Genomic DNA, 23206 nt, shown 5'->3' with positions numbered 1-23206 from the left:
CCACGCCGTCACGGGCGCAGCAGCACCTTGCCGTTGCGGCCCGGTTCGAGGCTGGCTTTCGCCGCTTCGGCTACCTGGTCCAGCCCAAACACGGCGTCTACAGGCAGGCTCAACCCGCCCGTGGCGGCCAGCTTCAGCAGCTCGCCCACCAGCGCACGTTTCTTTTCCGGGGCCATGTTCTGGCTCACCTTGCTGCCCCAGAAGCCCTTCACCACGGCCTGCTTGAAGATCACATCACCCGAGCCCAGCTGCATCGGCTCGCCGGTCATCGAGCCGAACGACACCAGCGTACCGCCCTCGCCCAGCAGCCCCAGCAACTCGCCGCTGGCACGCCCGCCGACCGAATCGACCGCCGCCGCCGCACCCTCGCCTACCCGCGCCTGCACCTGCGCCAGCCAGTCCGCCTGCGTGGTGGAGATCGTGTCGTCGATGCCCAGCGCCGCCATTTCGGCCACACCCGCATCACGCCGCACCAGGTTCACGCAGTGCACGCCGCGCGCCTTGGCCAGCATCGCCAACGCCTTGCCGACCGCACCGTTGGCCGCGTTCTGCACGATCCACTGGCCGGCGTCTACCTGCAGGAATTCCAGCAGCATCAACGCGCTGAGCGGCATCGCGATCAGCTGCGCGGCCGTTTCATCGTTGATGCTGTCCGGCATCGGAATCACCATCCGCGCCGGCGCAATGAACTGTTCGGCCCAGGTGCCATGCACCGACGCCGCACTGACCCGCTGCCCGACCTGCAGGCCGGTCACGCCCTCGCCCAGGGCGTCGATCACGCCGGTGCCTTCGCTGCCGCCGATGGCAGGCAGCTCGGGCTTGTAACCGTACTGGCCGCGCACGGTCCACAGGTCATGGTTGTGGATCGGCGCCAGCACGGTGCGGATGCGCACCTCGCCCGCACCGGGTTCAGGCGTGGCGGCCTCACCGCCATGCAGGACGACGGTCGGGTCACCAAACTGTTCATGCAATGCAGCGCGCATGCGGATCTCCTGTATCAACGACGATGGCGGTGTGCGGCGACCACGCCCACGCGCGGTGCGCGCCAGGCCCGGGTGCGCAGCAGCAGGGTCTGCAGCACCAGCAGCGCGGCCACGGCCAGCGCCAGCACCGCAACGGTATCGGCACCCGGCAGGCGCCAGTCGGATTGCTTGATGTACACGCCCACCAGCGCCCAGATCACCGCCGCCGGGTAGGCGAAGTGCCCACGCAGGCGGTAATTCATCACCCACGCGAGCAGCGTGGCCAGCGCCAGCAGCACTACGCTCCACGACAGCATGTCGCCGGTCGGCAGCCACTGGTAGGCCACGATCACCTGGGCGGTGTTGAGGAAGGCGGCCATGGTCAGCCAGCCCGCGTGCAGCGCCAGCGGATAGGCGGCGAAGGCGCGCTGGCCGGCACTGGCGGTGGCCGGCGCCGCGCGTACCGCGGCAACCAGCAGGCACACCAGCGCCAGCCAGATGATGGCCAGCGCCGGCAGGAACGCCTGGTTGGAGAACACCGGCATCCACGCCGCCGTCAGCGCGAACCCGGCGGCGGCCCAGCCGCGCGCGCCGGCGTTGTCATCGGGCCGGCGCTGGCGCAGCTGCCACAGCCCGAAGGCCACGTCCCACAGGAAGATCAGGCCCCAGATCGAAAACGCATAGCCGGCCGCGACCAGCAACGTGGGATAGCGGTCGGAGATCGCACCGTTGGTCGGGCCGAACTGACCGGTCTGGGACAACCACGCCACCAATGGCATGGCCAAGGCGGCCAACAACACGATCCAGCGCATGCATCCACTCCAGCTCAAAGAGCACCGACCATACGCGCATTGCGGTTAAGAAGATGCCATCAACTCAATGCCGGATGCTCGTGACCGTGCTGCAACGCCTTCAAGGCGCCGGTGCCGCCTACGAAATGGCGCACGATCGGCGCGTGCTCGTTGCGGTGCAGCGCCCTGACCTTCTCCTGCAGGGTCCGGTCTTCAGCCGTGACCCGCTCATGCTGGCGCAGGTGCTCGATCCAGGACGGGGTCACGAAATATTCCAGGTGGATGCCCGGCGTGGCCACGTCCTCGGCCACGCCCCAGATCACCGCGCCATCGCGGCGGCGGGTACGGCCGAGCTCACCCAGCAACGCATGGAACGCGGCGCGGTCGGCATCATCGATGTGGTACTCCACCGTCACCAGCACCGGGCCGCGGTCGTGGGTGACCGGGACGGCCAGCTCGGGCGCGGGCCAATGCCCGGCCGGACGCAGGTCCAGTTCCTCGCTGCCGGCGATGCGCACCCGCCACACCAGCAACCCGCCAATCACCGCGCCCACCGCCGCGAGGGTCAGCGCCAGCGGAATCGAGGTGCGCTGGGCGATGCTGCCCCAGCTCAGCCCACCGGCAGCCATGCCCAGCGAGAACACCATGATGTACAGCGACAGCGCGCGCGCCCGCACCCACGCCGGCACCGCGGTCTGCGCGGCGATCTGCAGCGAGGACAGCACCGTGATCCAGGCAAACCCGTTCACCAGCATCGCCAGCGGCAGCAACGCCATGTGCCGCAGCCAGGCCAGCCCGAACAGGCTCAGCGCGCAGGCCACCGTGGCCAGCAGCACCAGCAGGTCACGGTCCAGCCGCGCGCGCAGGCTCGGCAGCACCAGTGCGCCGCTTACCGCACCGATGCCGATGCAGCCCAGCAGCAGCCCGTACGTGCCTGCCCCACCGTGCAGTTCGCTGCGTACCACCAGCGGCAGCAGCGCGGTCACCGCGCTGGCGAAGAAGAAGAACCCGGCCGACTTGATCAATACCGCCTGCAGGCGGCCGGCGCGCAACGCGTAGCGCACGCCGGCGCGCAGCCCCGCTCCGAAGCCTTCCGGCGGCAGGTTGGATGCCGCCGCTTCCTGCTTCCAGTTGGAGAGCACCCACAGCATGGCCGCGAAACTCAGCGCGTTCAGGCCGAACGCCCAGCCCGCGCCCAGCTGCGCCACGATCAGGCCGCCGATGGCCGGGCCGAGCGAGCGCGCGATGTTGATGCCGATCGAATTCAAGGCCACCGCCGAGGCCAGCATCGGCCGCGGCACCAGCTCGGACACGATGGCGGCCTGTGCCGGCATCGCCATGGCCGCGCCACAGCCCATCGCGAAGGTCAGCAGGACCAGCAGCGGGGGCGTGAGCATGCCCAGTGCCGTCAGGGTCGCCAACGTGGCGGCCACCAGCAGCATCCAGCCCTGGGTGAACAGCAGGTAGCGCCGGCGGTCGACGATGTCGGCCAGCGTACCGGCGACCAGTGCCAGCAGCACCACCGGCACCGTGGTGGCCGACTGCACCAGCGCCACCATCAGCGGCGATCCGGTGCGCTCGGCCATCACCCAGGCGGCGGCAACGTCATTGACCCAGGTGCCGACGTTGCTGCCCAGGATGGCCAGCCACATCGCGCGGAACAGCCGGATCTTCAGCGGCGACCACGCGCCGGGGGCCGAGTCTTCGTGTGTGTTTACCATTGCCATGCTCCTACTACCGATGCAAACAGGGTGTCGCGGCCGCCGGCCGCGCGCAGGCCGGGACCGGCCTCGAACCAGGCCAGCTGGCCTTTCCAGGTCCAGTGGTGACTGGCCTCCCAGCTGGTTTCCCACTTGTACTGCTGGCCGATGCGACGCGGCGTGCCGGCCGTGCCCGGCACTGCGGCCAGCGGCGCCGGCGTGGTGTAGACCGCGTCGCTGCGGCGATGCTTCCACGCCAGCTGCCAGCCGATATCGGTGGTCAGGCCGGGGCGCAGGGTCAAGGTCAGCGTCGGCTGCACGTCCATCAGGTTGGCCGGCGCCAGCAGGCTGGCTTCGCTGAAGTACGCCGACTTGGGGTACATCGCATTGAAGGTGTTCAAGCGGCCATCGCCGGGGTCCTGGTCGCCGCTGGCGATGTCCAGCTTGACGCCCAGCCGCGGCTGCCAGCGCCGCGCGGGCCAGCGCAGCCCGCTGTCGGTGGCCAGCGTCCAGGCGCGGATCGCCAGGTTGCCCTGGGCACGCGACAGGGTGCCGCGCTGCGCGACCAGCTCGATGTTGGCGTCCCAGCGTGGCTGCAGCACGAACGCGCGCGTGCCGAGCGAGGTACGGCGTTCGTCGCCGACCGCGCTGGCGAAGCGTGCGCCATCGCGACCGTAGTCGAGCACGTACAGGTCGATGCCGGTGCCCGGCCGCCCAGGCTGCCAGGTGGCGTAGCTGCCAAGCAGGTACTGGCCACGGTCGCCGCGGTCATCGAAGGCGCCGCTGCGGTTGTCGACCGGGCGCAGCGCCATCATGTCGAGTTTCAGCGCGCCCTGTTGCCACCGCCCGCGCACGCCATCGAACGCCAGCCGGATGTTGGGCCCATCGCGCACCGAAAGCAGGCGCGAGCTGCCATAAGCGGCCTCCTGCCGGCCGAGTTGCCACGTTGCATGGTCGCCCTGCCAGCGCACGAAGCCCTGCTGCAGGTCGAGCGCGCCCTGGTCGGTGCCGCCGGGCCCGCCGGCGCGCCCCTGCTCTGCGTGCACGCCAAGCTGCACCAGCCCATCCCAGCGACCACGGTGTGCCGCCACCGACCCCAGCGCGCGCAGCAGGCCGTATCCGTCCTCTCTACCCTGTATGCCGAACCGGGTCGGGTCGTAATACATGCCACGCAGGCGCAGCGAGGCATCCACCTGCACCTCACCGCCGCCGTCCAGCGCGATGCAGCGACCGGTATCGCCAGGCGTGCAGGCAGATGCCAGCGACGGCAGTGCCGTCGCCAACGCCAGGCTCAGAACGCGAAGCACGAACATCCCAGTGCGCCCCAGAACGCAGTGGGCGCGTCGGTCGGCACCGGGTGCGCCGCTGCATGGCCGTGGCCATGGGTGCGGCAGGCGCCGCCGTGGGCGTGCGCATGCGCATGCGCGACCAGGCCGGTGGCGGCGCCGCCCACGTGGTACCCGCCGAAGCGGTTCACCGGCGACCAGTCCGGCATCGCCGGAGGAAGGGTCGGCGCAAGCGGGGCAAAGTCGCCATCGCCGTGCACCACGCGCCCGCCGACCACGGTCAGCACGCTGGTGATATCGGCGATGCCTGCATCGTCCACCGCGAAGAAGTCCGACGAGAGTACGCAGAAGTCGGCCAGCTGGCCGACCGCCAGCGTGCCCTTGCGGCCCTCGTCGCCGGAGAACCAGGCACTGCCCTGGGTCCACAGCCGCAGCGCCTCTTCGCGTTCGAGCAGGTTCTCTTCGCCATACAGCGCCAGTCCGCCGACGGTGCGACCGGTGACCAGCCAGGACAGCGCCACCCACGGGTTGTAGCTGGCCACGCGGGTGGCGTCGGTACCGGCACCGACCGGAACCCCGGCCTGCAGCATGCGCCGTACTGGAGGCGTATGGCGCGCGGCGTCGGCGCCGTAGCGCTGCACGAACGCCTCGCCCTGGTAGGCCATGCGGTGCTGGATCGCCAGGCCACCGCCGAGCGCGCGGATGCGGTCGATGTTGCGCGGGGTGATGGTTTCGGCGTGGTCGATGAACCAGTGCAGGCCATCGAACGGGATCTCGCGGTTGACCTGCTCGTACACATCCAGGATGCGGTCGATGCTCTCGTCATAGGTGGCATGGATGCGGAACGGCCAGCGCTTTTCCACCAGCAGCTTGACCACTTCCTCCAGTTCCGGCTCCATGCCCGGCGGCAGTTCCGGTCGCGGCTCGTTGAACAGTTCGAAATCGGCCGCGGAAAACACCAGCATCTCGCCCGCACCGTTGTGGCGCAGCAGGTCGTCCCCTTGGCGCGGGGCCAGGATCTCGCTCCAGTGCTGGAAGTCCTGCGCTTCCTTGCCCTTGTTCTGGGTGAACAGGTTGTAGGCGATGCGCACCGTCAGTTCACCGTCGCGATGCAGCTGCTCGATGACCTGGTAGTCCTCGGGGTAATTCTGGAAGCCGCCGCCGGCGTCGATCACCGAGGTGATCCCCAGCCGGTTCAGCTCGCGCATGAAGTGCCGGGTCGAATTGGCCTGGTATTCGATCGGCAGGCGCGGCCCCTTGGCCAGGGTCGCGTAGAGGATCAGTGCGTTGGGCTTGGCCAGCAGCAGCCCGGTCGGATTGCCCAGGCTGTCGCGCACGATCTGCCCGCCCGGCGGGTCCGGCGTGGTCTTGTCGTAGCCGCAGGCGCGCAGCGCGGCGCGGTTGAGCAGCGCGCGGTCGTACAGGTGCAGCAGGAACACCGGCGTATCCGGCGCGATGGCGTTGAGCTCGGCCAGGGTCGGCAGGCGTTTCTCCACGAACTGCTCGGCGGTGAATCCGCCCACCACCCGCACCCACTGCGGAGCCGGCGTGATGTCGACCTGCGCCTTGAGCATGGCCATGGCGTCGGCCAGCGAGCGCAGCCCGTCCCAGCGCAGTTCCAGGTTGTAGTTGAGCCCACCACGGATCAGGTGCGTGTGGCTGTCGTTGAGCCCGGGCACCAGGCGGCGGCCGCCCGCGTCGATCACGGTTGCCTCGGCCAGTCCGGCGCGCACCTCGGCTTCGGTGCCGATCGCGGCGATGCGCCCGTCCACCACCGCCAATGCGTCGGCCTGCGGCACGCGCGGGTCCAGCGTGGTGATGCGGGCATTGCGGATGAGCAGCGTGGTCATGGTTTTCTCCGGGTGCGTGGCGAAGGCGCGGCCGGCCAAGCCCAGCGCCATCGCGGCGCCGGCGCCGAGCAGCAGGTCGCGGCGTGCAGGAAGGGGCGGATCAGGGGACATGGGGACACTCCGCTCACGTCGAATGCAGCGCAAGGGCGCCGGGGCCAGCCAGGGCAATGGCCGATAGGGCCAGTGTCCAGAACAACGGATACTCGATCCCGCCACGCATCCAGAACCAGCCCTTGGGCAGGGCCAGCACGGCGGTGATGCCCAGGAACAGCGCACCCACCGTGGCGGCCGGGCGGGCCTGCCAGCCGATCAGCACGGCCAGGCCGGAAAGCACCTGTACCACCGCCAGAAGCAGTGGCACCGGTGCCGGCGCCGGCAGGTGGTACCCGCGCAGTTCCTCGGCAAAACCGGCCAGCCCGGGACCCCCGAACCAGCCGAACAGCTTGCCCAGCGCGTGCGGCAGCAGGAAACCTCCTGCCGCCAGCCGCAGCACCAGCAGCCCCACATCCAGGCCGGTGGCGCCGCCCATGCTCAGTGGCCGCCTTCCTGTGCGCCGAACATGCTCTTGGCGTACTGGATGCCCAGGCCATAGCCGCCGGCGTGTTCGCGGGCGATGCCGGTGGTGAGGTCGTAGGTGGCGCTGCGGCCCCAGTCGCGCTGCAGTTCCAGCAGGTACTGCACCGAGGTAAGCGGCACCGCGCCGGCCTGGACCATGCGGGTGACCGCACGCTCGTGCGCTTCGTCGCTGACATCGCCGCAGGCATCGGTGATCACATACACCTCGAAGCCCTGGTCGATCGCCGACAGCGCCGGCCCGACGATGCAGACGCTGGTCCACAGGCCGGCGATGACCACGCGCTGCTTGCCGATGCGGTTGATCTCATCGATCACCGCCTGGTCTTCCCAGCAGTTCATCGAGGTGCGGTCGAACACCTTCTGGCCGGGGAAAATCGGCGCGATCTCCGGAAACATCGGGCCGGAGAACGACTTCTCGGCCACGGTGGTCAGCACCACCGGCACCTTGAAACCTGCCGCGCCCTTGGCGATCAGCGCGACGTTGTTGCGCAGCGCGGCGACATCGATGGTGCGCGTGGCGAACGCCATCTGCGACTGGAAGTCGATCAGCACCAGGGCGTGATCGGCAGGCGACAGCAGCGAGGCGCCGGGAACGGCGGTGGCGGTGGTCATGGGAAATCCTTGGTGGGCGGGTAAGGCCATGGTGGCGGCCGCGGCCCGGTTGCCCTACCCCCCTTGGGTGGTGAACGCAGCTACTCTTTTGGGGGAGGCGCTCACCCGAAAGAGGGGGCGTGGCCGGCCCCGCGCCTGCGACAATCCTTCCCTGGCGCTGGCGGCGCACCCTGGAGATTCCGCATGACCCCTTCCTCCCCGTCGATCGGCATCCTGGTGGTCGACGACCATCCCCTGCTGCGCGATGGCCTGGCTGCCCTGCTGGACATGCAGCCGGACATGCGCCTGCTCGGGGAAGCCGCCGATGGCGAGGAGGCCGTGGCCCAGTACCTGGCCCTGCACCCGGACGTGGTGCTGATGGACTTGCAGCTGCCCGGCGTGGACGGCGTGGAAGCGATCACCCGCATCCGCCACCATGACCCGCGCGCGCGCATCATCGTGCTCACCACCTACCGCGGCGATGTGCGGGCGGTGCGTGCGCTGCAGGCCGGGGCCAGCGGCTACCTGCTCAAGGACATGCTGCGCCACGAACTGGTGGACACCATCCGCACCGTGCACAGCGGCCGCCGCGCCGGCATTCCGGCCACCCTGGCCGCCAGCATCGCCGCGCACGTGGTGGAGGACAGCCTGTCCCCCCGCGAAACCGAAGTGCTGGGCCACGTCGCCAGCGGTCGCTCGAACAAGGGCATCGGCGAACAGATGCGCATCTCCGAACAGACGGTGAAGGCGCACATGAAGAACATCATGGAAAAGCTCGGGGCCCGCGACCGCACCCACGCGGTCACCCTGGCCCTCAAGCGCGGCATCATCAGCCTGGACGACGCCACCCACGACCGCTAGGGCCGGCAACTGCGGCCTCAGCGCATGCGGACCAGCAGGGCGGCGCCTGCCGACACGGTTGCCAGCGTCGCCACGCCCGCCCACCCGAAGTGCGCCAGCACCACCGCGCCCAGCGCACCACCGGCCGCCATGCCCAGGAATACCCCGGTGAACAGCAGCGCATTGAGCCGGCTGCGCGCTTCCGGCGCCAGCCCATAGACCAGCGTCTGGTGCGAGACCAACGCGGCCTGGAAGCCGAAGTCGAACACCACCGCACTGATGGCCAGCAACGGCACGATGGCCACCCGCGGCAACCACGCGTCCAGCAGCAGCATCGCAAAGCCCAGCAGCGCAATCCCGATCGCGATGCGCGCCACGGCGTGGCTGCCCAGCCGGTCGGCCCAGCGCCCGGCCAGCGGCGCCGCCAGCGCACCGGCTGCACCGGCAATGCCGAAGGCACCGGCCACCGCACTGCCCAGCTGGTAGCGGTCGTGCAGCATGACCGCCAACGTCGACCAGAACGCACTGAAGCCCACCGCCAGCAGCCCCTGCGCGAACACCGCACGGCGCAGCTGCGGCTGTCCACGCCACAGGTGGGCCAGCGAACGCAGCAACGCCGGATACCGCAACGACGTGGTCGGTGCCAGGTGCGGCAGCTCGCGCGCCAGTACCAGCGCCATCACCACCACCGAGCCGGCGGCAATACCGAACATCGCCCGCCAGCCCAGTGCCTCGGCGACCAGCCCGCTGGCCACGCGTGACAGCAGGATGCCCAGCAGCAGCCCGGTCATCACCTTGCCCACCACCGCGCCGCGTTCCGCTTCCGGTGCCAGCATCGCCGCCGAGGGCACCACGTCCTGGGCAACGGTGGCCATCAACCCGATCAGCAGGCTGGCCAGCAGCAGCGTCGGCAGGCTGCCCGACAGCGCGGCGCCGGCCAGCGCGGCGGCCAGCACCAGCGACTTGAGCAGGATCAGCTGGCGGCGGTCGACGCGGTCGCCCAGCGGCGCCAGCAGCAGGATGCCCAACGCGTAACCCAGCTGGGTCAGGGTCGGGACCATGCCCGTGGACTGCGCATCGCTGCCCAGCCCGCTGGCGATGACGCCCAGCATGGGCTGGCTGTAGTAGATCGAGGCCACCGAAAACCCGGCCCCCGCCGCCATCGCGACGATCAGCCGCGACGGCACCGCAGGCCGGGGGACGGCGACCGCCGGAATATGCACGCTGGACATGAGCCACTCCACGCCTTAAGAAAGTGGCGCCAGCATCCTCCTTGAACGAGAAGGCGTGTAGTAGGCTTCGGTACATATCCATCATACGAAGGTTGTATGAGCACCCCCTCCGCGGCACCCGGTGCGGACCGTATCGACCTGCTGGCCACGTTTGTCCGCATCGTCGAAAGCGGCAGCCTGTCTGCCGCCGCCGTACAGCTGGGCACCACCCAGCCCACCGTCAGCCGCCGCCTGCAGACCCTGGAACGGCTGTTCGGCCTGCACCTGATAAAGCGTTCCACCCACCAGATGACGCTGACCGAAGACGGCGAGCGCTGCTATGCGCACGCCCGGGCCCTGGTGGACGACTGGGACGCGATCCAGGCCGACCTGCGTGGTGACGTGGACGTGCCACGCGGGCGCCTGCGGGTGGTGGTGCCACATGCCTTCGGCCAGGCCCAGCTGCTGGAACCGATGCTGCAGTTCATGGCACGCCATCCCCAGGTCACGCTGGAGTGGATGCTGGAAGACCAGCCGGTGGACTTCATTGCCGACGGGATCGACTGCGCCATCCGGGTGGGACGCGTGGAGGAACCACAACTGGTGGCGGTTCCGCTGGCCGAAGTGCCGCGCATCGTCATCGCCGCGCCCTCGCTGCTGGCGGCGGCCGACCCACGCGACCCGACCCTGCTGCCCGGCCTGCCGTGGATCGCCCTGACCACCTTCTACCGCGACCGTTTCACCCTGCTGCCGGCCGATGACGGTCCAGCGCTGCGGGTGGACATCCAGCCGCGCCTGCTCACCGACAACCTGTTCGTGGCGCGCCGCGCGGCGGTGTCCGGACTGGGCGCGGCGGTGGTGTCGGCGTGGCTGGTGGGCGATGACCTGCGCGACGGCCGGCTGGTGCAGCTGGTGCCCGGCTGGGAGGCGCCGCCGTTGCCGGTGCATCTGGTCTACCCGGCCGCGCGCCAGATGCCCTCGCGGCTGCGCGCCTTCATCGATGCCATGAAGGCCAGCCTGCCGCATACCCATGGCATGCGTTCGTGGCCGATGCCATCACCTTGATAACATAGCCTCTGCTATATTCGCTCGCATGAGCGCGGACTCCACCTCCCCGACCACCAGCGCATGGCCGCAGGCCACCGGCGATCGCCCCAGCCTGGGCGAGATGCACGCCAGCGTGGCCGTGCCCAGGGGCGGCCACTGGTGGTTCCGGCTGCTGGCCTTCCTGGGCCCCGGCTACATGGTGTCGGTGGGTTACATGGACCCGGGCAACTGGGCCACCGATATCGCCGGTGGCGCGCAGTTCGGCTACCTGCTGCTGTCGGTGATCCTGCTCTCCAATCTGATGGCCATCGTGCTGCAGGGGCTGTCGGCACGGCTGGGCATCGCCACCGGGCGCGATCTGGCGCAGGCCTGCCGCGACCATTTCTCCAGACCGGTGAACCTGTGCCTGTGGGTGCTGTGCGAGATCGCGATCATCGCCTGCGACCTGGCCGAGGTGATCGGTACCGCCATCGCGCTCAAGCTGCTGTTCGGGCTGCCGCTGATGATGGGGGCGATCATCACCGCCGTGGACGTGGTGCTGGTGCTGTGGCTGATGCACCGTGGCTTCCGCGCGCTGGAAGCGTTCGTGATTGCCCTGCTGCTGGTGATCTTCGCCTGCTTCGCGGTGCAGATCGCGCTGGCCGCGCCGCCGCTGCAGGCGGTGCTGGGCGGGTTCATCCCGCGCGCGGAGGTGGTCACCAACCCGCATGCGCTGTACCTGGCCATCGGCATCATCGGGGCCACGGTGATGCCGCACAACCTGTACCTGCATTCGTCCATCGTGCAGACCCGCGCCTACCCGCGCACCGACAGCGGCCGGCGCAGCGCGCTGCGCTGGGCGGTGACCGACAGCACCATCGCCTTGATGCTGGCATTGTTCATCAATGCCTCGATCCTGATCCTGGCCGCGGCGGTGTTCCATGCCAACGGGCGCACCGATGTGCAGGAGATCGAACAGGCCCATGAGCTGCTGGCGCCGATGCTGGGAGTCGGGCTGGCATCGACCTTGTTCGCGGTGGCGCTGCTCGCCTCGGGCATCAACTCCACGGTGACCGCCACCCTGGCCGGGCAGATCGTGATGGAGGGCTTCCTGCGCCTGCGCATCGCGCCCTGGGCGCGCCGCCTGCTGACCCGTGGCATCGCCATCGTGCCGGTGGTGATCGTCACCGCGATCTATGGCGAACAGGGAACGGCGCGGCTGCTGGTGCTGAGCCAGGTGGTGTTGTCGATGCAGCTGCCGTTCGCGGTGATTCCGCTGGTGATGTTCGTCGGTGACAAGGCACGGATGGGCACGCTGGTCGCGCCGCGCTGGTTGTTGACGCTGGCCTGGGTGATTGCCGCGGTGATCGTGGTGCTCAACGTGAAGCTGTTGGCCGGGACGTTGATGGGGTGATCCGGGGTGATGCGCAGGCCCTGCCCGGCGCTTGACCTCAATCACGGTTGAGGTGGCACAGTGTGCGGAATCCTCCCGGTGTCCCCAACATGCCCCACGCCGCATCCCCGCCTTCGCAGCACGACCTCTGGAACGGCCCGGCCGGCGATGCCTGGGTACAGGCGCAGTCCCTGCTCGACGGCATGTTCGCCGGCTTCGAGCCGGTTCTTGCCGATCCCATTGCCGCCGAGCCCGATGCGCGCGTGCTGGACGTCGGCTGCGGCACCGGGGCGATCTGCCTGGCCATTGCCGATCGGCTGGGTCCGCAGGGCCGCTGCAGCGGGGTGGATATTTCCGCGCCGATGATCGCCGTGGCGCGCGAGCGGGCACTGGCGGCGGGCAAAGCCATCGATTTCGCCGTGGGCGATGCCCAGCAGCATCCCTTTGCCCCCGCCAGCCTGGACCGCATCGTGTCGCGCTTCGGGGTGATGTTCTTCGATGATCCGGTGCGCGCGTTCGGCAACCTGCGGCAGGCGCTTCGGCGTGGTGGCCGCCTGCATGCCATTGCCTGGCGCAGTCCGGCCGATAATCCGTTCATGACCACCGCCGAGCGCGCGGCAGCGTCGCTGCTGACCCTGCCGGCGCGGGCCGAAGGTGGGCCGGGACAGTTTGCGTTTGCCGATGCAGGCGTCGTGCGGAAGATTCTGGATGACAGTAGTTGGGATCACATCGACATCGCCCCGCTCGACGTGGAATGCAGCATCGCCCGCGACGCCTTGCCGACCTACGTGTCGTTGCTGGGACCGGTCGGACAGGCACTGCGCGCCGAAGGGCTGGATCCGGACGTCCGGCAGGGGGTGCTGTCGACCGTGGTCGACGCGTTCGCACCGTTCGTGCGGGGTGATCGGGTGGTGTTCACCGCCGCGTGCTGGTCGATCCGGGCCGCGTGAACGCGAAGCGGCCAAGACCCACGTCACCCCCCGGCCGCCATTCGTCCCGGGTGACCGTCATTCGGCCCCACGCCAATGACAGCAAGGGTTGACGGGCACATGCTGGGTTCATCACCCCTTGCCTGTGACTGCCATGAAACGTCGTGACTGCCTGAAAGCCGGCCTTGCCCTGCCCTTGCTCCCGCTGGTTCAAAAAGCGGCCGCAGGCAATTCAACCGGGTCACGGAATGCACTCGCCCGTGTCCGTCCCGGTACCGCCGGGTGGCCGTCTAGCAGCGAATGGGACCAGCTCTCGAACGCCGTCGGTGGACGGCTGTCGATCCCGGTGTCGCCCTTCCTCGGCGATGCCGCCACCCGCGCCGAGGCACTGGCGCAGATCCAGAACCCGTTCTTCATCGGCGACCAGCCTGCGTTGACCCAGACCAGTGGCTACCACGGGGCCTGGCTGTCGCGGCCCAGCGCGCGGGTGGTAGCCGCCGCCAACAGCGCCGATGTGGCGGCGGCGGTCGATTTCGCGCGGCGGCACCGGCTGCGGCTGGTGGTCAAGGGCGGTGGGCACAGCTACCACGGCACCTCCTGCGCGCCGGATTCGCTGCTGGTCTGGACCCGCGCCATGAACGCGGTGGAACTGCACGATGCCTTCGTCGCGCAGGGCGCGCCCGCCGGTACCGCCGCGCAACCGGCGGTCAGCCTTGGCGCCGGGGCGATGTGGATCGATGCCTACGATGCGGTCACCACGCGCGGCGGCCGCTACGTCCAGGGCGGTGGCTGCACCTCGGTGGGCGTGACCGGGCTGGTCACCGGCGGCGGCTTCGGCAGCTTCTCCAAGGGCTTCGGCACCGCAGCGGCCAGCCTGCTCGAAGCCGAAGTGGTCACTGCCGACGGCCGTGTGCGGGTGGTCAACGCCAGTCAGGATGCGGAACTGTTCTGGGCGCTGAAGGGCGGCTGCGCCGGCAGCTTTGGCGTGGTGACCCGGATCACCCTGCGCACCCATGTACTGCCCGCCACGTTTGGCGGGGCGTCGATGAAGGTACGCGCCGACAGCGACGAAAGCTTCCAGGCGCTGGCCGCCGAAGTACTGCGCTTCTGCCGCGATGCCTTGTGCACGCCGCAGTGGGGCGAACAGCTGCGCTTCGACAGCCATCGCACCTTCGGGGCGTCGATGGTGTTCCAGGGGCTGAGCCAGGAACAGGCCGCCGCGGTGTGGGCGCCGTTTGAAGCGTGGGTGGCCGCGCGTCCGCAATACACCGTGATCGATCCCCTGCAGGCGCTGGCGTTGCCCGCCCAGCACATGTGGGACGCGGACTTCTTCCGCACGCATGCCCCGACGCTGATCGCCGAGGACACCCGCCCGGGCGCCGCGCCTGCCCACATGCTCTGGAAGGGCGACCAGGGCCAGGTGGGCTGGTATCTGCATGGCTATGCGTCGGCGTGGATGCCCTCGGCGCTGCTCGGCGATGCACAGCGCGATGCAGCGGCGGCAGCGATCTGCAGCGCGGCCGCGCACATGCCGGTCGAACTGCACTGCAACAAGGGGCTGTTTGGCGCCCCGGCCGACGCCCTTGCCGCCAGCCGCGACACCGCGACCCATCCGGCGGTGCTGGATGCCTTCGCGCTGGCGCTGATCGGGAATGCCGGTGGCCCGGTGTACGCGGGCAGTGGCGGAACGGTGGATGAGGCCGACGCGAACGAAGGTGCAGCGCGGGTCGGGCGTTCCTACGCCGCCCTGCACGCGGTGCTGCCGAGTGCACCGACCTATGTGTCCGAGTGCGACTTCTTCCAGCGCGACTGGCAGCGGTCGTTCTGGGGCCCGCATTACCCGCGCCTGCTGGCGGCCAAGCGGCGCTATGACCCGGACGGCCTGTTCGTGATCCATCACGGCGTGGGCAGCGAGGACTGGAGCGCCGATGGCTTCGAACGGCGCAGCTGACGCGGCGCCCGCACTGGCTTAGGCTGCGGAGCACCCGCCCGCTGCAGGAGTCCGCCCCGTGCCGTCATTCACGCTCGCCGTCCCCGCCCTGCTCTGCCTCTCCATCGCCACCGCGCTGTTGCCGGTCACCGCCGCCGCACAGGCTGCACCCGCTACTGCAGGTGTGCCGCACGCGCAGAGCTTCAATGCACTGCTCGATGCGCAGACCATGGCCGCGATCAATGCCGATCCCGAACTGAAAACCCTGCTTGGGATCAGCGGCGATGGCGCCGACGACACCTCCGACCGGCTCACCGACGTCTCGCTGGCCCAGCGTGAGGTCAACCGACGCCTGCTGGCCGACAACCTGGCGGCGATAAAAGCCTGGAAGGGCGCGCCGCTGGATCCGCAGCAACAGCTCAGCGATGGGCTGGCACGCTGGTTCTACCAGGCGCAGATCGACCTGATGGCGGTGCCGTGGTCGGCCGCCTGGCTGCCGGTCGGCGGCAGCACCTACGCGGTGGACCAGTTGTTCAGCCTGCCGGTGAACCTGCCGCAGTTCTTCGACAACCAGCATGCCGTGACCGACGTCCGCAGCGCACGCACCTACATCGCGCGCCTGAGCGCGATGGGCACCAAACTTGACCAGGTGCGCGCCAACCTGGACCTGCAGGCCGCGCAGGGCGTGGTGCCGCCGGAGGTGGCCTTGACCGGCGCCGCGAACCAGTTCCGCACCCTGCTGGCACCCGCGCCGAAGGACAGCCTTTGGGTGGCCTCGCTTCGGCGCAAGCTGGACGCGCTGCCCGCCGTTCCCGCTGCCGAGCGCGCGGCACTGATCGAGCAGGCCACGGTGGCGGTGCGCGATTCGGTCAATCCCGGCTACCAGCGCCTGCTCGACCGCGTGCAGGCACTGCAGGCCACGCACCCCGGCAACAAGGGCATGTGGGCCTTGCCGCACGGCGATGCGTACTACGACGCCGCGCTGCGCTGGTACACCAGCACCGACCTGGGCGCCGATGCCATCCACCAGATCGGGCTGGACGAAGTGGCCCGCCTGGAAAAGAGCATGGATGCGCGCCTGCGCGAACTCGGGCTGCGCGAGGGCAGCGTGGCCGAACGCATCACGCAGATGCGCACTGACCCACGCTACCGCTACGCCGACAGCGACGCCGGTCGCAAGGAGCTGCTTGGCGACATCGAACAGCGGCTGCGCGACCTGGATCCGCTGCTGCCCACCTACTTCGGCCACCTGCCGCCACAGAAGCTGGTGGTGCTGCCGGTACCCGCGCACATGCAGGCCACCTCCCCGGGCGGTTACTACTATCCCCCGGCGATGGACGGCTCGCGGCCCGGCACGTTCTACATCAACCTGGGCGACATCGAGTCCAACACGCGCTGGAGCATTCCCACCCTCACCTACCACGAGGGCGCGCCGGGGCATCACTTCCAGATCTCGATCGGCCAGACCCTGACCGACCTGCCGTTGCTGCGCCGCAGCCTCAACCCCAGCGCCTTCTCCGAAGGCTGGGCGTTGTACGCCGAGCAGCTGATGGCCGAGGCCGGCGTATACAAGGACGATCCGGCCGGCGACATCGGCCGCCTGCAGGCCGAGATGTTCCGCTCGGTGCGGCTGGTGCTTGATACCGGCATGCACCGCAAGCGCTGGACCCCCGAACAGGCCATCGCCTACATGCAGCAGAAGACCGGCATGAAGGCCTCGGACGTGCGCATCGAAGTGAACCGCTACCTGGTGCAGCCCGGCCAGGCCTCGTCCTACAAGATGGGCCAGCTGCGCCTGCTGGCGCTGCGCGCCAAGGCGCAGAAGCAGCTCGGCGATCGGTTCGACATCCGCGCCTTCCATGACCTGGTGCTGGGCAACGGCGCGCTGCCGATGACCGTGGTGGAGCAGGCGGTGGATGCATGGGTGGCCAGCGGCGGTGGCGATCCCCGGCGCGCTCCATGAGCGGGGCGCGGCTGCGTAGAAATACCTAGGCCGCCTCGGTGTAACTCCGCTTGTCCGCCCCGGTACGGGTGCGCAGAGTGAGGGCATGGCCACGTGGCCGGTTCCGCCCTACAGGAGAGCACCATGCGTCAGTCACTTGCGTGCCCGCTGCTTGCGCTGCTGTTCGCCGCGCCGCTGCCCTGGCAGTCGGCCAGCGGCGCCCCACCGGCGCCGCGCGCGGCCGCTGCCACGGCTGCTGCCGCCACCGTCGACCCCGAGGCGGTGGCCGCACTGACCCGCATGGGCAAGGCGTTGCGCGCCCTGCCCCACTTCACGCTGGCCGCCACCACGCGTACCGACTACGTGCTCGATGACGGGCAGAAGCTCGCGCTGGCCGGCACGGTGGACTACAAAGTGCTCGGTCCGGACCGTTTCTTCGTCGAAATCCGCAGCGACCACCAGCATCGCCAGCTGTTCTACGACGGTCACACGCTGACCATTCATTCGCCGCGCCAGAAGTACTACGCCACGGTGGAGAACCTGGACCGCAGCAGCCAGGCGCTGCTCAGCGATTCGGCAACGCGGCTGGGCGTTGAGTTCCCGCTGGCGGACCTGTTCCTGTGGGGAACGCCGGGCTTTCCGACCGACGTGATCGAGTCGGCGCTGTTCGTGGGCAGTGAACGCGTGGACGGCGAAGCGACCCGCCATTACGCGTTCCGCCAACCCGGGGTGGACTGGCAGGTCTGGATTTCCGATGCCACCCACCTGCCGCGGCAACTGTTGATCACCAGCCACGCCGATCCCGCCCTGCCCGACTACCAGGCCACGCTGAAGTGGGACACCCGCCGTGCCGTGTCCGCCAACGAGCTGGTGTTCCGCCCCGACGGCGCCACACGGATCGCGTTCGTCCCGGTGGAACAGGCCGGCGATGCCGACGACAAGGGAGGGCTCTGACATGGCTGCCACGACTTCGCTGCGCACCGCGCTGTTTGCTGCGCTGGTCTGCACCACCACTGCCGGCCTGCTGGCCAGCGCCGACGCACAGGCCCGCCCCGGGCTGCGCGGCTTCGCGCATCCGTCCATCGCCAGCCACGGCGGGTTCGGTGGCGGGTTTGCCGGCGGCGGCCACGGCGGTTTCGCGCCGCATCCTGGGCCCGGCCCGCATCCGGGTCCAGCGCCGGGACCGGGACCGGGCCCACACCCGGGACCGGGCCCCCACCCTGGCCCCGGTCCTGGCCCGGGTCCTGGACCGCATCCCGGCCCTGGGCCTGGGCCTGGACCCGGTCCCGGCCCGGGTCCCGGCCCCCATCCTGGACCCGGTCCACACCCCGGGCCCGGCCCGTATCCGCCTCCGCCTCCGCCGCCGCCGCCGCCGCCGCCGTACTGGGACCACCCGTTCTGGGATGCCGCCGCCGTCACCGCCGGGGTCGCGCTGACCGCCGCGGCGATCGGCTCGGTGGTGTACTCGCTGCCGGTCGACTGCAGCACCGTGGTCGTGGACGGCATCGGCTACCAGCAGTGCAGCAATGGCTGGTACCAGCCGCGCTACGTGGGCACCACCGTGCAGTACGTCGTGGTGGACGCGCCACGATGACGCTGCAGCACCCCTGGATCTGGTTCCTGGCCCTGTTCCTGGTGCCGCTGGTGGCCGCGTTGGTGGTGAGCCTGCTGGTGCGCAAGCGCGGCATCACCGCCAACGCAGTGCTGGCCTGGTTCGTGCTGGTGTGCTGGATCGGCGCATTGGCCGTAATCCTGTCGCAGGTGCTGTAACGCCTTCGGCGCTACCGGGATGCGCTACAGCGATTGCCCCAACTCGATGAACACCACCCGGTCGCCGCCTTCGCGCATGCCCAGGCCGAAGATCAGCGGCCCGATCCACGAATCGAAGCCCAGGAACAGGCTGCCGTTCCAGATGCCATCGCTGATCGACATGTCCGAACGGCGCTGCCAGGCATTGCCATACTCCACCGTGCCACCGACCTGCGCGGACCGGCCCAGCACCTTTCCCAGTTCATAGGTGTAGCCGGCAAATCCCAGCGCATAGTCCTGGCCGGTCAGCTGGTTGTGCTGGAACCCGGCCAGCCGCCAGCGCCCGCCCAACCGATAGAGGCTCTGTACCGGTGCGGTGCCCGAGGAGGTCACGTGGTAGCGCAGGCCCAGCTGCACCGCGCTGCGTCCGAACGGAAACGCGCCCACCGCATCCAGGTCGATCTGGCCGAAGCGGGTATCGGCACCCAGGGCCTCCCGCGACTGGTAGGTGCCCAGGTTGACCAGGAAGCCGTCGCGCGGGAAGTACAGGCTGTCGATGTTGTCGTAGGTGACGCTGGCGGTCAGCCCACCGTCGTCGAAATCGGTGCGTGGCACCCGGGGCGAGCCGATGTCCATGCGTGCACTGCCGGTGTATCGCTCGATGCCGGCGCGTACCGACAGCACGTTGGACACGTTGCGCACCAGGTCCACGCCCGCACCGGTGCGGCTGACCCGGTAGCGCGAGGTCTTGTTGCCCGCCGCATCAAACACGTTGAAGCTGCGTGTTTCGTAACCGCCCAGCGCTTCGAACGCGTAGCGGTTGCCCACGTCGAAGGGATGGTAGTAGCTCCCGCGTATCGCCGGTTCGCTGCCCACCTGCAGGGTCACCCTCGCCTCGGCGCCATACGGCGACAGCGGCGCGAACAGCAGGCCGGCGCGCAGGTTGCTTTCGTGGTTGCCATCCAGGTCGTTGCTCAGGGTCCAACCGGCCTCCAGGTAGATCGGGCCGTTGGGCTTCTCATACGCGGTGATCACCACCCCGACCTGGCCGTCGTCGCGGCGGTCCTGTTCATAGCTGATGCTGGCCAGGGTATCCATGCCGTACGCACGCAGCACGCCTTCCTGCATGGCCTTGCTGTCCAGCGGCTTGCCCAGTTCCACCGGCAGGTAGGACAACAGCAGCTCATCGGCATAGCCGGTGTGGTTGCGGACCTCGATGTAGGCGATGGGCGCCGGAGCCGACGGCGCGGCGCGCGTTTCGCGAGTGGCGTACCAGTGCTGGTAGACCGGCGCCGGTTGCGAGAAGGCACGCAGCGCCGGGGCCGCCTGGTCAGCGGCCTCTTGACCGATCGCCAGCGCTTCGGGCGCCTTGTCGAAATCGCCGGTGGCCACCTTGCCGGTAAGCTGGGGTGCAATCAGCAGATCCTGCGGGCCCAGCGTATCCAGTTGGCGCTGGGCATTGCGCGTGGTCAAAAAGCCACTGAGCTGCCCGATCACGTCCACCAGGCTGGCGTCACGGTCGAGCGCGCTGAGCGGCGTGCCCACGTCCACCGCGATCACCCGGTCGGCGCCCATCGCCCGCACCACGTCGATGGGCACCTGGTTGGACACGCCGCCATCAAGCAGCACGCGCCCGTCGATGGTGATGGGCCGGAAGATGCCAGGCAATGACATGCTCGCGCGCATCGCCATCGGCAGGCTGCCGTGGTCCAGGACCACCGCCTCGCCGGTGTTGAGGTCGGTAGCGATCGCACGGAAGGGAATGGACAGGTCGTCGAAATCACCGGTGACCCGGCTGCCGCCGGTGGCGGTCTCGAACAGCGCGATCAGACGCTCTCCCTGCGACACGCCGCCGGAGATCTGCACCCGTTTGCCCTGCCCGCCCAGGCCGATGCCGATCGGCGCCAGCTGCTGGTAGTCGTCGGCCTTGCGCTGCAGCGACCGCTCACGACGCGGCAGGGTGTCACTGAACATCGCCATCCACTGCGTATCCAGCACCACCTGCTCGATCTGCGCCGGCGTTTTGCCGGAGGCATACAGCGCACCGACCAGCGCGCCGGCGCTGGTGCCTGCAATGCAGTCCACTGGAATATGCAGCGCCTCGAGCTGGCGCAGGATGCGTACATGGGCGATGCCGCGTGCGCCGCCACCGCCCAGCGCCACGCCGATGCGGGGACGCGTGTCGCCACTGTCGCGGTGACCGCACTGCGTGCCGTCCAGCGTCGTGGCCGGCCCGGCGGCAAGCGATGCACCCGGCGCCAGCAGGCAGGCCAGCAGCAGGCGCATGCCCGCAGGCGTGGGAATCGCCAAGAGGCACCTCGATGGAAGTGCGCGGCGCCGGACCGGTGGGAGGGATGGGCCCCGGTGCGGCGCCGCGCGGTGAAACGTCGAAGGGTGTCAGCGCATCATTTGGTCGCCGCTGCACTGCCCGGCGGGAACCCGGCAAACAGCTTGTCCAGGCCGGCTTCCACCGCGGCGTTGGTGCGCTCCGGGGTGCTGGGCACCGTGCCGCTGGCCGTGCCGCGCCATACCGCCTGCTTGCTGCGCGCATCGAACATGTCCACCACCAGCGTGCCCACGTCGTAGGTGCGTACCGTGGTGGTGGCGCTGCCCATGCCCATGCCGCCGCCCCAGCCGCCGCCACGCCAGCCCCAACCGCCCATGTTGCTGCCGGTGTAGAACGTGTCCAGGGTCTGCCGCTGGCTGGTCACGATATGCGCGGCCAGGGCCACGTCGCCGTTGGCGGCCTGGGTCCAGCCGCGGGCCGCCAGGCGCGCGTCGATGCCGTCGACGATGCGCTGGCTGACCAGCGGCGATGCGCCCTGCGGCTTCATCGCCCAGCTGTAGGTCCGGAAGGAGGCGAAGTTCGCCCCCGGGTCGAAGTCGGTGTGCACGGTGGGCGTACTGGCGCAGGCCACCAGCGAGGTGGCGAGGACCGCGATCGCAAAGGCTTTCATCACACGACACTCCGGGGCTGTGAACTGGCTTCCAGCCTAGCCCCCTCCTGCCTGCGTGGTCATCCGCATAACTACGCAGGCCAGCCAGAAAAACTACCGGTTGCTGCAACCGGCAGGGTCAACGCGGTGGATTGATCACCACGTACTGCACGGTGGTGCCGCTGTAGCGCGGCTCGTACCAGGTGTTGCCGCACTGCTGGTAGGCCATGCCGTTGATGACGGTGGTCACGCAGCTTGGCGGCACCGAGTAGACGATCGAGCCGATCACCGCCGAGGTCAGCGCCACGCCGGCGGTCATGGCGGCGGCCGTGGCGACCGGATGGTCATCCCAGTGGTTCCAGTGGTCGTCGTGGTAATCCACGTCGACATGCACGTCGCGGTTGACGTTCCGGTTGACGTTCCGGTTCACGTCGCGGTTCACATTGCGATTGACGTCGCGATGCGCACCGCCGCCCTGCGGCCGCTGCACCGGCCGGTTGATGTTGGCGTGGGCGCCGGCTCGCGCAGCACCGCCGCCGCGATGGCCGTGCTGTGCATTGGCCGGGCCGATGCCGATGGCAAGCAGCACCATCAGGCTGGCCGCGCCGGTGAGCATGGTGCGCTGGGTCTTGGGGAAGGAAAGCATTTCAGTTCTCCTGGCCGGCATCGGGAACCACCGCGGCGACCTCGAGCGGCACCAGCTTGATCCGCGCGGCGTCGGCCGGCGGTGCGAACTGGAAGGCGGTCGCGGGTACCGGCGTGAGGGTATCCCACGCCAGCCGCGCGCGATACTGTGGCTGGGCCGGGTCATCCAGTGAATTGATGATCAGCTTCTTCGGCAGCGAGGTGGCCTTGGAGATCCACACCTGCCAGTCCACGGCGTCCTGCTTGAAGGCGTACTGCTCGATGGGTTCGCCATCCAGCGTGCCGCCCCCCACGTGCAGGGCGGCGCGGATCGCGGTCTTGGGCGCCTTGTCGGTACCCCACAGGAACATGTCGGCCAGTGGCATTTCGATGCCGTAGCGGTCGGCCGCCTGGTCCACCAGCTCACCGAGCGTGGCCCCCACGCCGTCCACCTGCGCGTAATAGTTCAAGCGCGGCGAATACACCGTCAGCGCGTTGCCGTCGTAGAACAGCTGGCGCAGCTGGCGGTCGCTGCGCAGCTCCAGGAACAACTGGTTCGGCGCCTTCACCTTGTAGGTCACAACGCCGTCCAGTTCGATCTTCTGGCCATCCTCCAGCACCACCTCGGTGCTGGCATCGGAGGTCAGCGAAAACTGCTTGAGCGCACGCAGTGCGGCGCCCATGCGGTCCAGCGCGGCGAGCGCTTCGGGGTCGCGCTCGTCGCCGTCGGTGCTGGCCGGCGGCGTGCGCGCCGGGGCGGCCGCGAGCGGCAACGCGCCCCCGGCCAGGCCGCCGAGCAGCAGGCAGGCGGTACGGGCGAAACATAGTGCGGCGGTGGCCATGGCATGTCTCCGGAGGTGAAAAGGACAG

21 protein-coding genes are annotated in these 23206 nt (G+C 69.5%); 9 read left to right on the top strand and 12 right to left on the bottom strand.

What is annotated here, in order from left to right; all coding sequences use genetic code 11:
- Positions 1-8 precede the first annotated feature (8 nt).
- From ACQG3P_RS00225 to ACQG3P_RS00195, 7 genes are all read right to left on the bottom strand, one after another.
- Positions 9-983, bottom strand: coding sequence for a zinc-binding dehydrogenase (locus ACQG3P_RS00225; protein WP_426803807.1), 975 nt, complete (start codon positions 981-983; stop codon positions 9-11).
- 14 nt (positions 984-997) lie between these two features.
- Positions 998-1774 (bottom strand): hypothetical protein, encoded by a 777-nt coding sequence (locus ACQG3P_RS00220; RefSeq protein ID WP_426803806.1) that lies wholly within the window; start codon positions 1772-1774, stop codon positions 998-1000.
- A gap of 59 nt (positions 1775-1833) precedes the next feature.
- Positions 1834-3474, bottom strand: coding sequence for an MFS transporter (locus ACQG3P_RS00215; protein WP_426803805.1), 1641 nt, complete (start codon positions 3472-3474; stop codon positions 1834-1836).
- Entirely contained in the window at positions 3468-4766 is a 1299-nt protein-coding gene (locus tag ACQG3P_RS00210; RefSeq protein WP_426803804.1) for an alginate export family protein, read from the bottom strand. Before ACQG3P_RS00210 ends, ACQG3P_RS00215 begins: the two co-directional genes overlap by 7 nt.
- Positions 4745-6589 (bottom strand): amidohydrolase, encoded by a 1845-nt coding sequence (locus tag ACQG3P_RS00205; RefSeq protein ID WP_426804025.1) that lies wholly within the window; start codon positions 6587-6589, stop codon positions 4745-4747. Before ACQG3P_RS00205 ends, ACQG3P_RS00210 begins: the two co-directional genes overlap by 22 nt.
- Positions 6590-6713: 124 nt before the next feature.
- On the bottom strand, positions 6714-7118 hold the full coding sequence (locus ACQG3P_RS00200; protein WP_426803803.1) for a DoxX family protein: 405 nt from the start codon (positions 7116-7118) through the stop codon (positions 6714-6716).
- Between the two features lie 2 nt (positions 7119-7120).
- Positions 7121-7777, bottom strand: coding sequence for a hydrolase (locus ACQG3P_RS00195; RefSeq protein ID WP_093535780.1), 657 nt, complete (start codon positions 7775-7777; stop codon positions 7121-7123).
- 183 nt (positions 7778-7960) lie between these two features.
- Between ACQG3P_RS00195 and ACQG3P_RS00190 the strand changes: the two genes are divergently transcribed.
- The gene (locus tag ACQG3P_RS00190) at positions 7961-8617 is read left to right on the top strand and encodes a response regulator (RefSeq protein WP_068852421.1); all 657 of its coding nucleotides are present in this window, start codon (positions 7961-7963) and stop codon (positions 8615-8617) included.
- Positions 8618-8634: 17 nt separating this feature from the next.
- On the opposite strand, the gene ACQG3P_RS00185 is transcribed toward ACQG3P_RS00190, so the two are convergent.
- Positions 8635-9759 carry an MFS transporter gene (locus ACQG3P_RS00185; protein WP_426804024.1) on the bottom strand — a complete coding sequence of 375 codons (1125 nt, stop codon included), beginning with the start codon at positions 9757-9759 and terminating at the stop codon, positions 8635-8637.
- 165 nt (positions 9760-9924) lie between these two features.
- Between ACQG3P_RS00185 and ACQG3P_RS00180 the strand changes: the two genes are divergently transcribed.
- The 8 genes from ACQG3P_RS00180 to ACQG3P_RS00145 all read left to right on the top strand — a co-directional run bounded on the left by ACQG3P_RS00180 (position 9925) and on the right by ACQG3P_RS00145 (position 18797).
- A complete protein-coding gene (locus ACQG3P_RS00180) occupies positions 9925-10872 on the top strand; it encodes a LysR substrate-binding domain-containing protein (RefSeq protein WP_426803802.1) in 948 nt (315 codons plus the stop codon).
- Positions 10873-10900: 28 nt separating this feature from the next.
- Positions 10901-12247 (top strand): Nramp family divalent metal transporter, encoded by a 1347-nt coding sequence (locus tag ACQG3P_RS00175; protein ID WP_426803801.1) that lies wholly within the window; start codon positions 10901-10903, stop codon positions 12245-12247.
- Positions 12248-12336: 89 nt separating this feature from the next.
- Positions 12337-13176 carry a class I SAM-dependent methyltransferase gene (locus ACQG3P_RS00170; RefSeq protein ID WP_426803800.1) on the top strand — a complete coding sequence of 280 codons (840 nt, stop codon included), beginning with the start codon at positions 12337-12339 and terminating at the stop codon, positions 13174-13176.
- A 133-nt stretch (positions 13177-13309) separates the two neighbouring features.
- Entirely contained in the window at positions 13310-15106 is a 1797-nt protein-coding gene (locus ACQG3P_RS00165; protein WP_426803799.1) for an FAD-binding protein, read from the top strand.
- Between the two features lie 58 nt (positions 15107-15164).
- Positions 15165-17048 (top strand): DUF885 domain-containing protein, encoded by a 1884-nt coding sequence (locus ACQG3P_RS00160; protein WP_426803798.1) that lies wholly within the window; start codon positions 15165-15167, stop codon positions 17046-17048.
- A gap of 123 nt (positions 17049-17171) precedes the next feature.
- On the top strand, positions 17172-17981 hold the full coding sequence (locus ACQG3P_RS00155; RefSeq protein ID WP_426803797.1) for a DUF2092 domain-containing protein: 810 nt from the start codon (positions 17172-17174) through the stop codon (positions 17979-17981).
- Between the two features lies 1 nt (position 17982).
- Complete coding sequence (locus ACQG3P_RS00150; RefSeq protein WP_426803796.1) at positions 17983-18621, top strand: hypothetical protein; 639 nt, start codon at positions 17983-17985, stop codon at positions 18619-18621.
- Positions 18618-18797 (top strand): hypothetical protein, encoded by a 180-nt coding sequence (locus tag ACQG3P_RS00145; RefSeq protein WP_184123379.1) that lies wholly within the window; start codon positions 18618-18620, stop codon positions 18795-18797. The genes ACQG3P_RS00150 and ACQG3P_RS00145 overlap by 4 nt, the downstream gene beginning before the upstream one ends.
- Before the next feature lie 24 nt (positions 18798-18821).
- Here the strand turns inward: ACQG3P_RS00145 and ACQG3P_RS00140 are convergent, their stop codons facing one another.
- The 4 genes from ACQG3P_RS00140 to ACQG3P_RS00125 all read right to left on the bottom strand — a co-directional run bounded on the left by ACQG3P_RS00140 (position 18822) and on the right by ACQG3P_RS00125 (position 23178).
- Complete coding sequence (locus tag ACQG3P_RS00140) at positions 18822-21086, bottom strand: patatin-like phospholipase family protein (protein WP_426803795.1); 2265 nt, start codon at positions 21084-21086, stop codon at positions 18822-18824.
- A 95-nt stretch (positions 21087-21181) separates the two neighbouring features.
- The gene (locus ACQG3P_RS00135; RefSeq protein WP_426803794.1) at positions 21182-21733 is read right to left on the bottom strand and encodes a DUF4136 domain-containing protein; all 552 of its coding nucleotides are present in this window, start codon (positions 21731-21733) and stop codon (positions 21182-21184) included.
- Positions 21734-21851: 118 nt separating this feature from the next.
- A complete protein-coding gene (locus ACQG3P_RS00130) occupies positions 21852-22358 on the bottom strand; it encodes a hypothetical protein (protein ID WP_426803793.1) in 507 nt (168 codons plus the stop codon).
- Between the two features lies 1 nt (position 22359).
- Entirely contained in the window at positions 22360-23178 is an 819-nt protein-coding gene (locus tag ACQG3P_RS00125; protein ID WP_426803792.1) for a DUF2092 domain-containing protein, read from the bottom strand.
- Positions 23179-23206 lie beyond the last annotated feature (28 nt).

It is taken from the genome of Stenotrophomonas sp. SrG (assembly GCF_050031795.1).
Classification (GTDB): Bacteria; Pseudomonadota; Gammaproteobacteria; order Xanthomonadales; family Xanthomonadaceae; genus Stenotrophomonas; species Stenotrophomonas rhizophila_A.
Note: the sequence above shows the minus strand (reverse complement) of the source record. Positions and strands in the feature narration are given on the sequence as shown.

What these genes read in the sequence shown, in the direction of transcription:
- ACQG3P_RS00170 (WP_426803800.1), top strand. Translation starts at nt 12,337, where the DNA reads ATGCCCCACGCCGCATCCCCGCCTTCGCAGCACGACCTCTGGAACGGC.
- ACQG3P_RS00165 (WP_426803799.1), top strand. Translation starts at nt 13,310, where the DNA reads ATGAAACGTCGTGACTGCCTGAAAGCCGGCCTTGCCCTGCCCTTGCTC.
- ACQG3P_RS00150 (WP_426803796.1), top strand. Translation starts at nt 17,983, where the DNA reads ATGGCTGCCACGACTTCGCTGCGCACCGCGCTGTTTGCTGCGCTGGTC.
- ACQG3P_RS00145 (WP_184123379.1), top strand. Translation starts at nt 18,618, where the DNA reads ATGACGCTGCAGCACCCCTGGATCTGGTTCCTGGCCCTGTTCCTGGTG.
- ACQG3P_RS00125 (WP_426803792.1), bottom strand. Translation starts at nt 23,178, where the DNA reads ATGGCCACCGCCGCACTATGTTTCGCCCGTACCGCCTGCCTGCTGCTC.
- ACQG3P_RS00185 (WP_426804024.1), bottom strand. Translation starts at nt 9,759, where the DNA reads ATGGCGGCGGGGGCCGGGTTTTCGGTGGCCTCGATCTACTACAGCCAG.
- ACQG3P_RS00215 (WP_426803805.1), bottom strand. Translation starts at nt 3,474, where the DNA reads ATGGTAAACACACACGAAGACTCGGCCCCCGGCGCGTGGTCGCCGCTG.
- ACQG3P_RS00195 (WP_093535780.1), bottom strand. Translation starts at nt 7,777, where the DNA reads ATGACCACCGCCACCGCCGTTCCCGGCGCCTCGCTGCTGTCGCCTGCC.
- ACQG3P_RS00180 (WP_426803802.1), top strand. Translation starts at nt 9,925, where the DNA reads ATGAGCACCCCCTCCGCGGCACCCGGTGCGGACCGTATCGACCTGCTG.
- ACQG3P_RS00205 (WP_426804025.1), bottom strand. Translation starts at nt 6,589, where the DNA reads ATGACCACGCTGCTCATCCGCAATGCCCGCATCACCACGCTGGACCCG.
- ACQG3P_RS00210 (WP_426803804.1), bottom strand. Translation starts at nt 4,766, where the DNA reads ATGTTCGTGCTTCGCGTTCTGAGCCTGGCGTTGGCGACGGCACTGCCG.
- ACQG3P_RS00225 (WP_426803807.1), bottom strand. Translation starts at nt 983, where the DNA reads ATGCGCGCTGCATTGCATGAACAGTTTGGTGACCCGACCGTCGTCCTG.
- ACQG3P_RS00175 (WP_426803801.1), top strand. Translation starts at nt 10,901, where the DNA reads ATGAGCGCGGACTCCACCTCCCCGACCACCAGCGCATGGCCGCAGGCC.
- ACQG3P_RS00190 (WP_068852421.1), top strand. Translation starts at nt 7,961, where the DNA reads ATGACCCCTTCCTCCCCGTCGATCGGCATCCTGGTGGTCGACGACCAT.
- ACQG3P_RS00155 (WP_426803797.1), top strand. Translation starts at nt 17,172, where the DNA reads ATGCGTCAGTCACTTGCGTGCCCGCTGCTTGCGCTGCTGTTCGCCGCG.
- ACQG3P_RS00135 (WP_426803794.1), bottom strand. Translation starts at nt 21,733, where the DNA reads ATGAAAGCCTTTGCGATCGCGGTCCTCGCCACCTCGCTGGTGGCCTGC.
- ACQG3P_RS00220 (WP_426803806.1), bottom strand. Translation starts at nt 1,774, where the DNA reads ATGCGCTGGATCGTGTTGTTGGCCGCCTTGGCCATGCCATTGGTGGCG.
- ACQG3P_RS00130 (WP_426803793.1), bottom strand. Translation starts at nt 22,358, where the DNA reads ATGCTTTCCTTCCCCAAGACCCAGCGCACCATGCTCACCGGCGCGGCC.
- ACQG3P_RS00200 (WP_426803803.1), bottom strand. Translation starts at nt 7,118, where the DNA reads ATGGGCGGCGCCACCGGCCTGGATGTGGGGCTGCTGGTGCTGCGGCTG.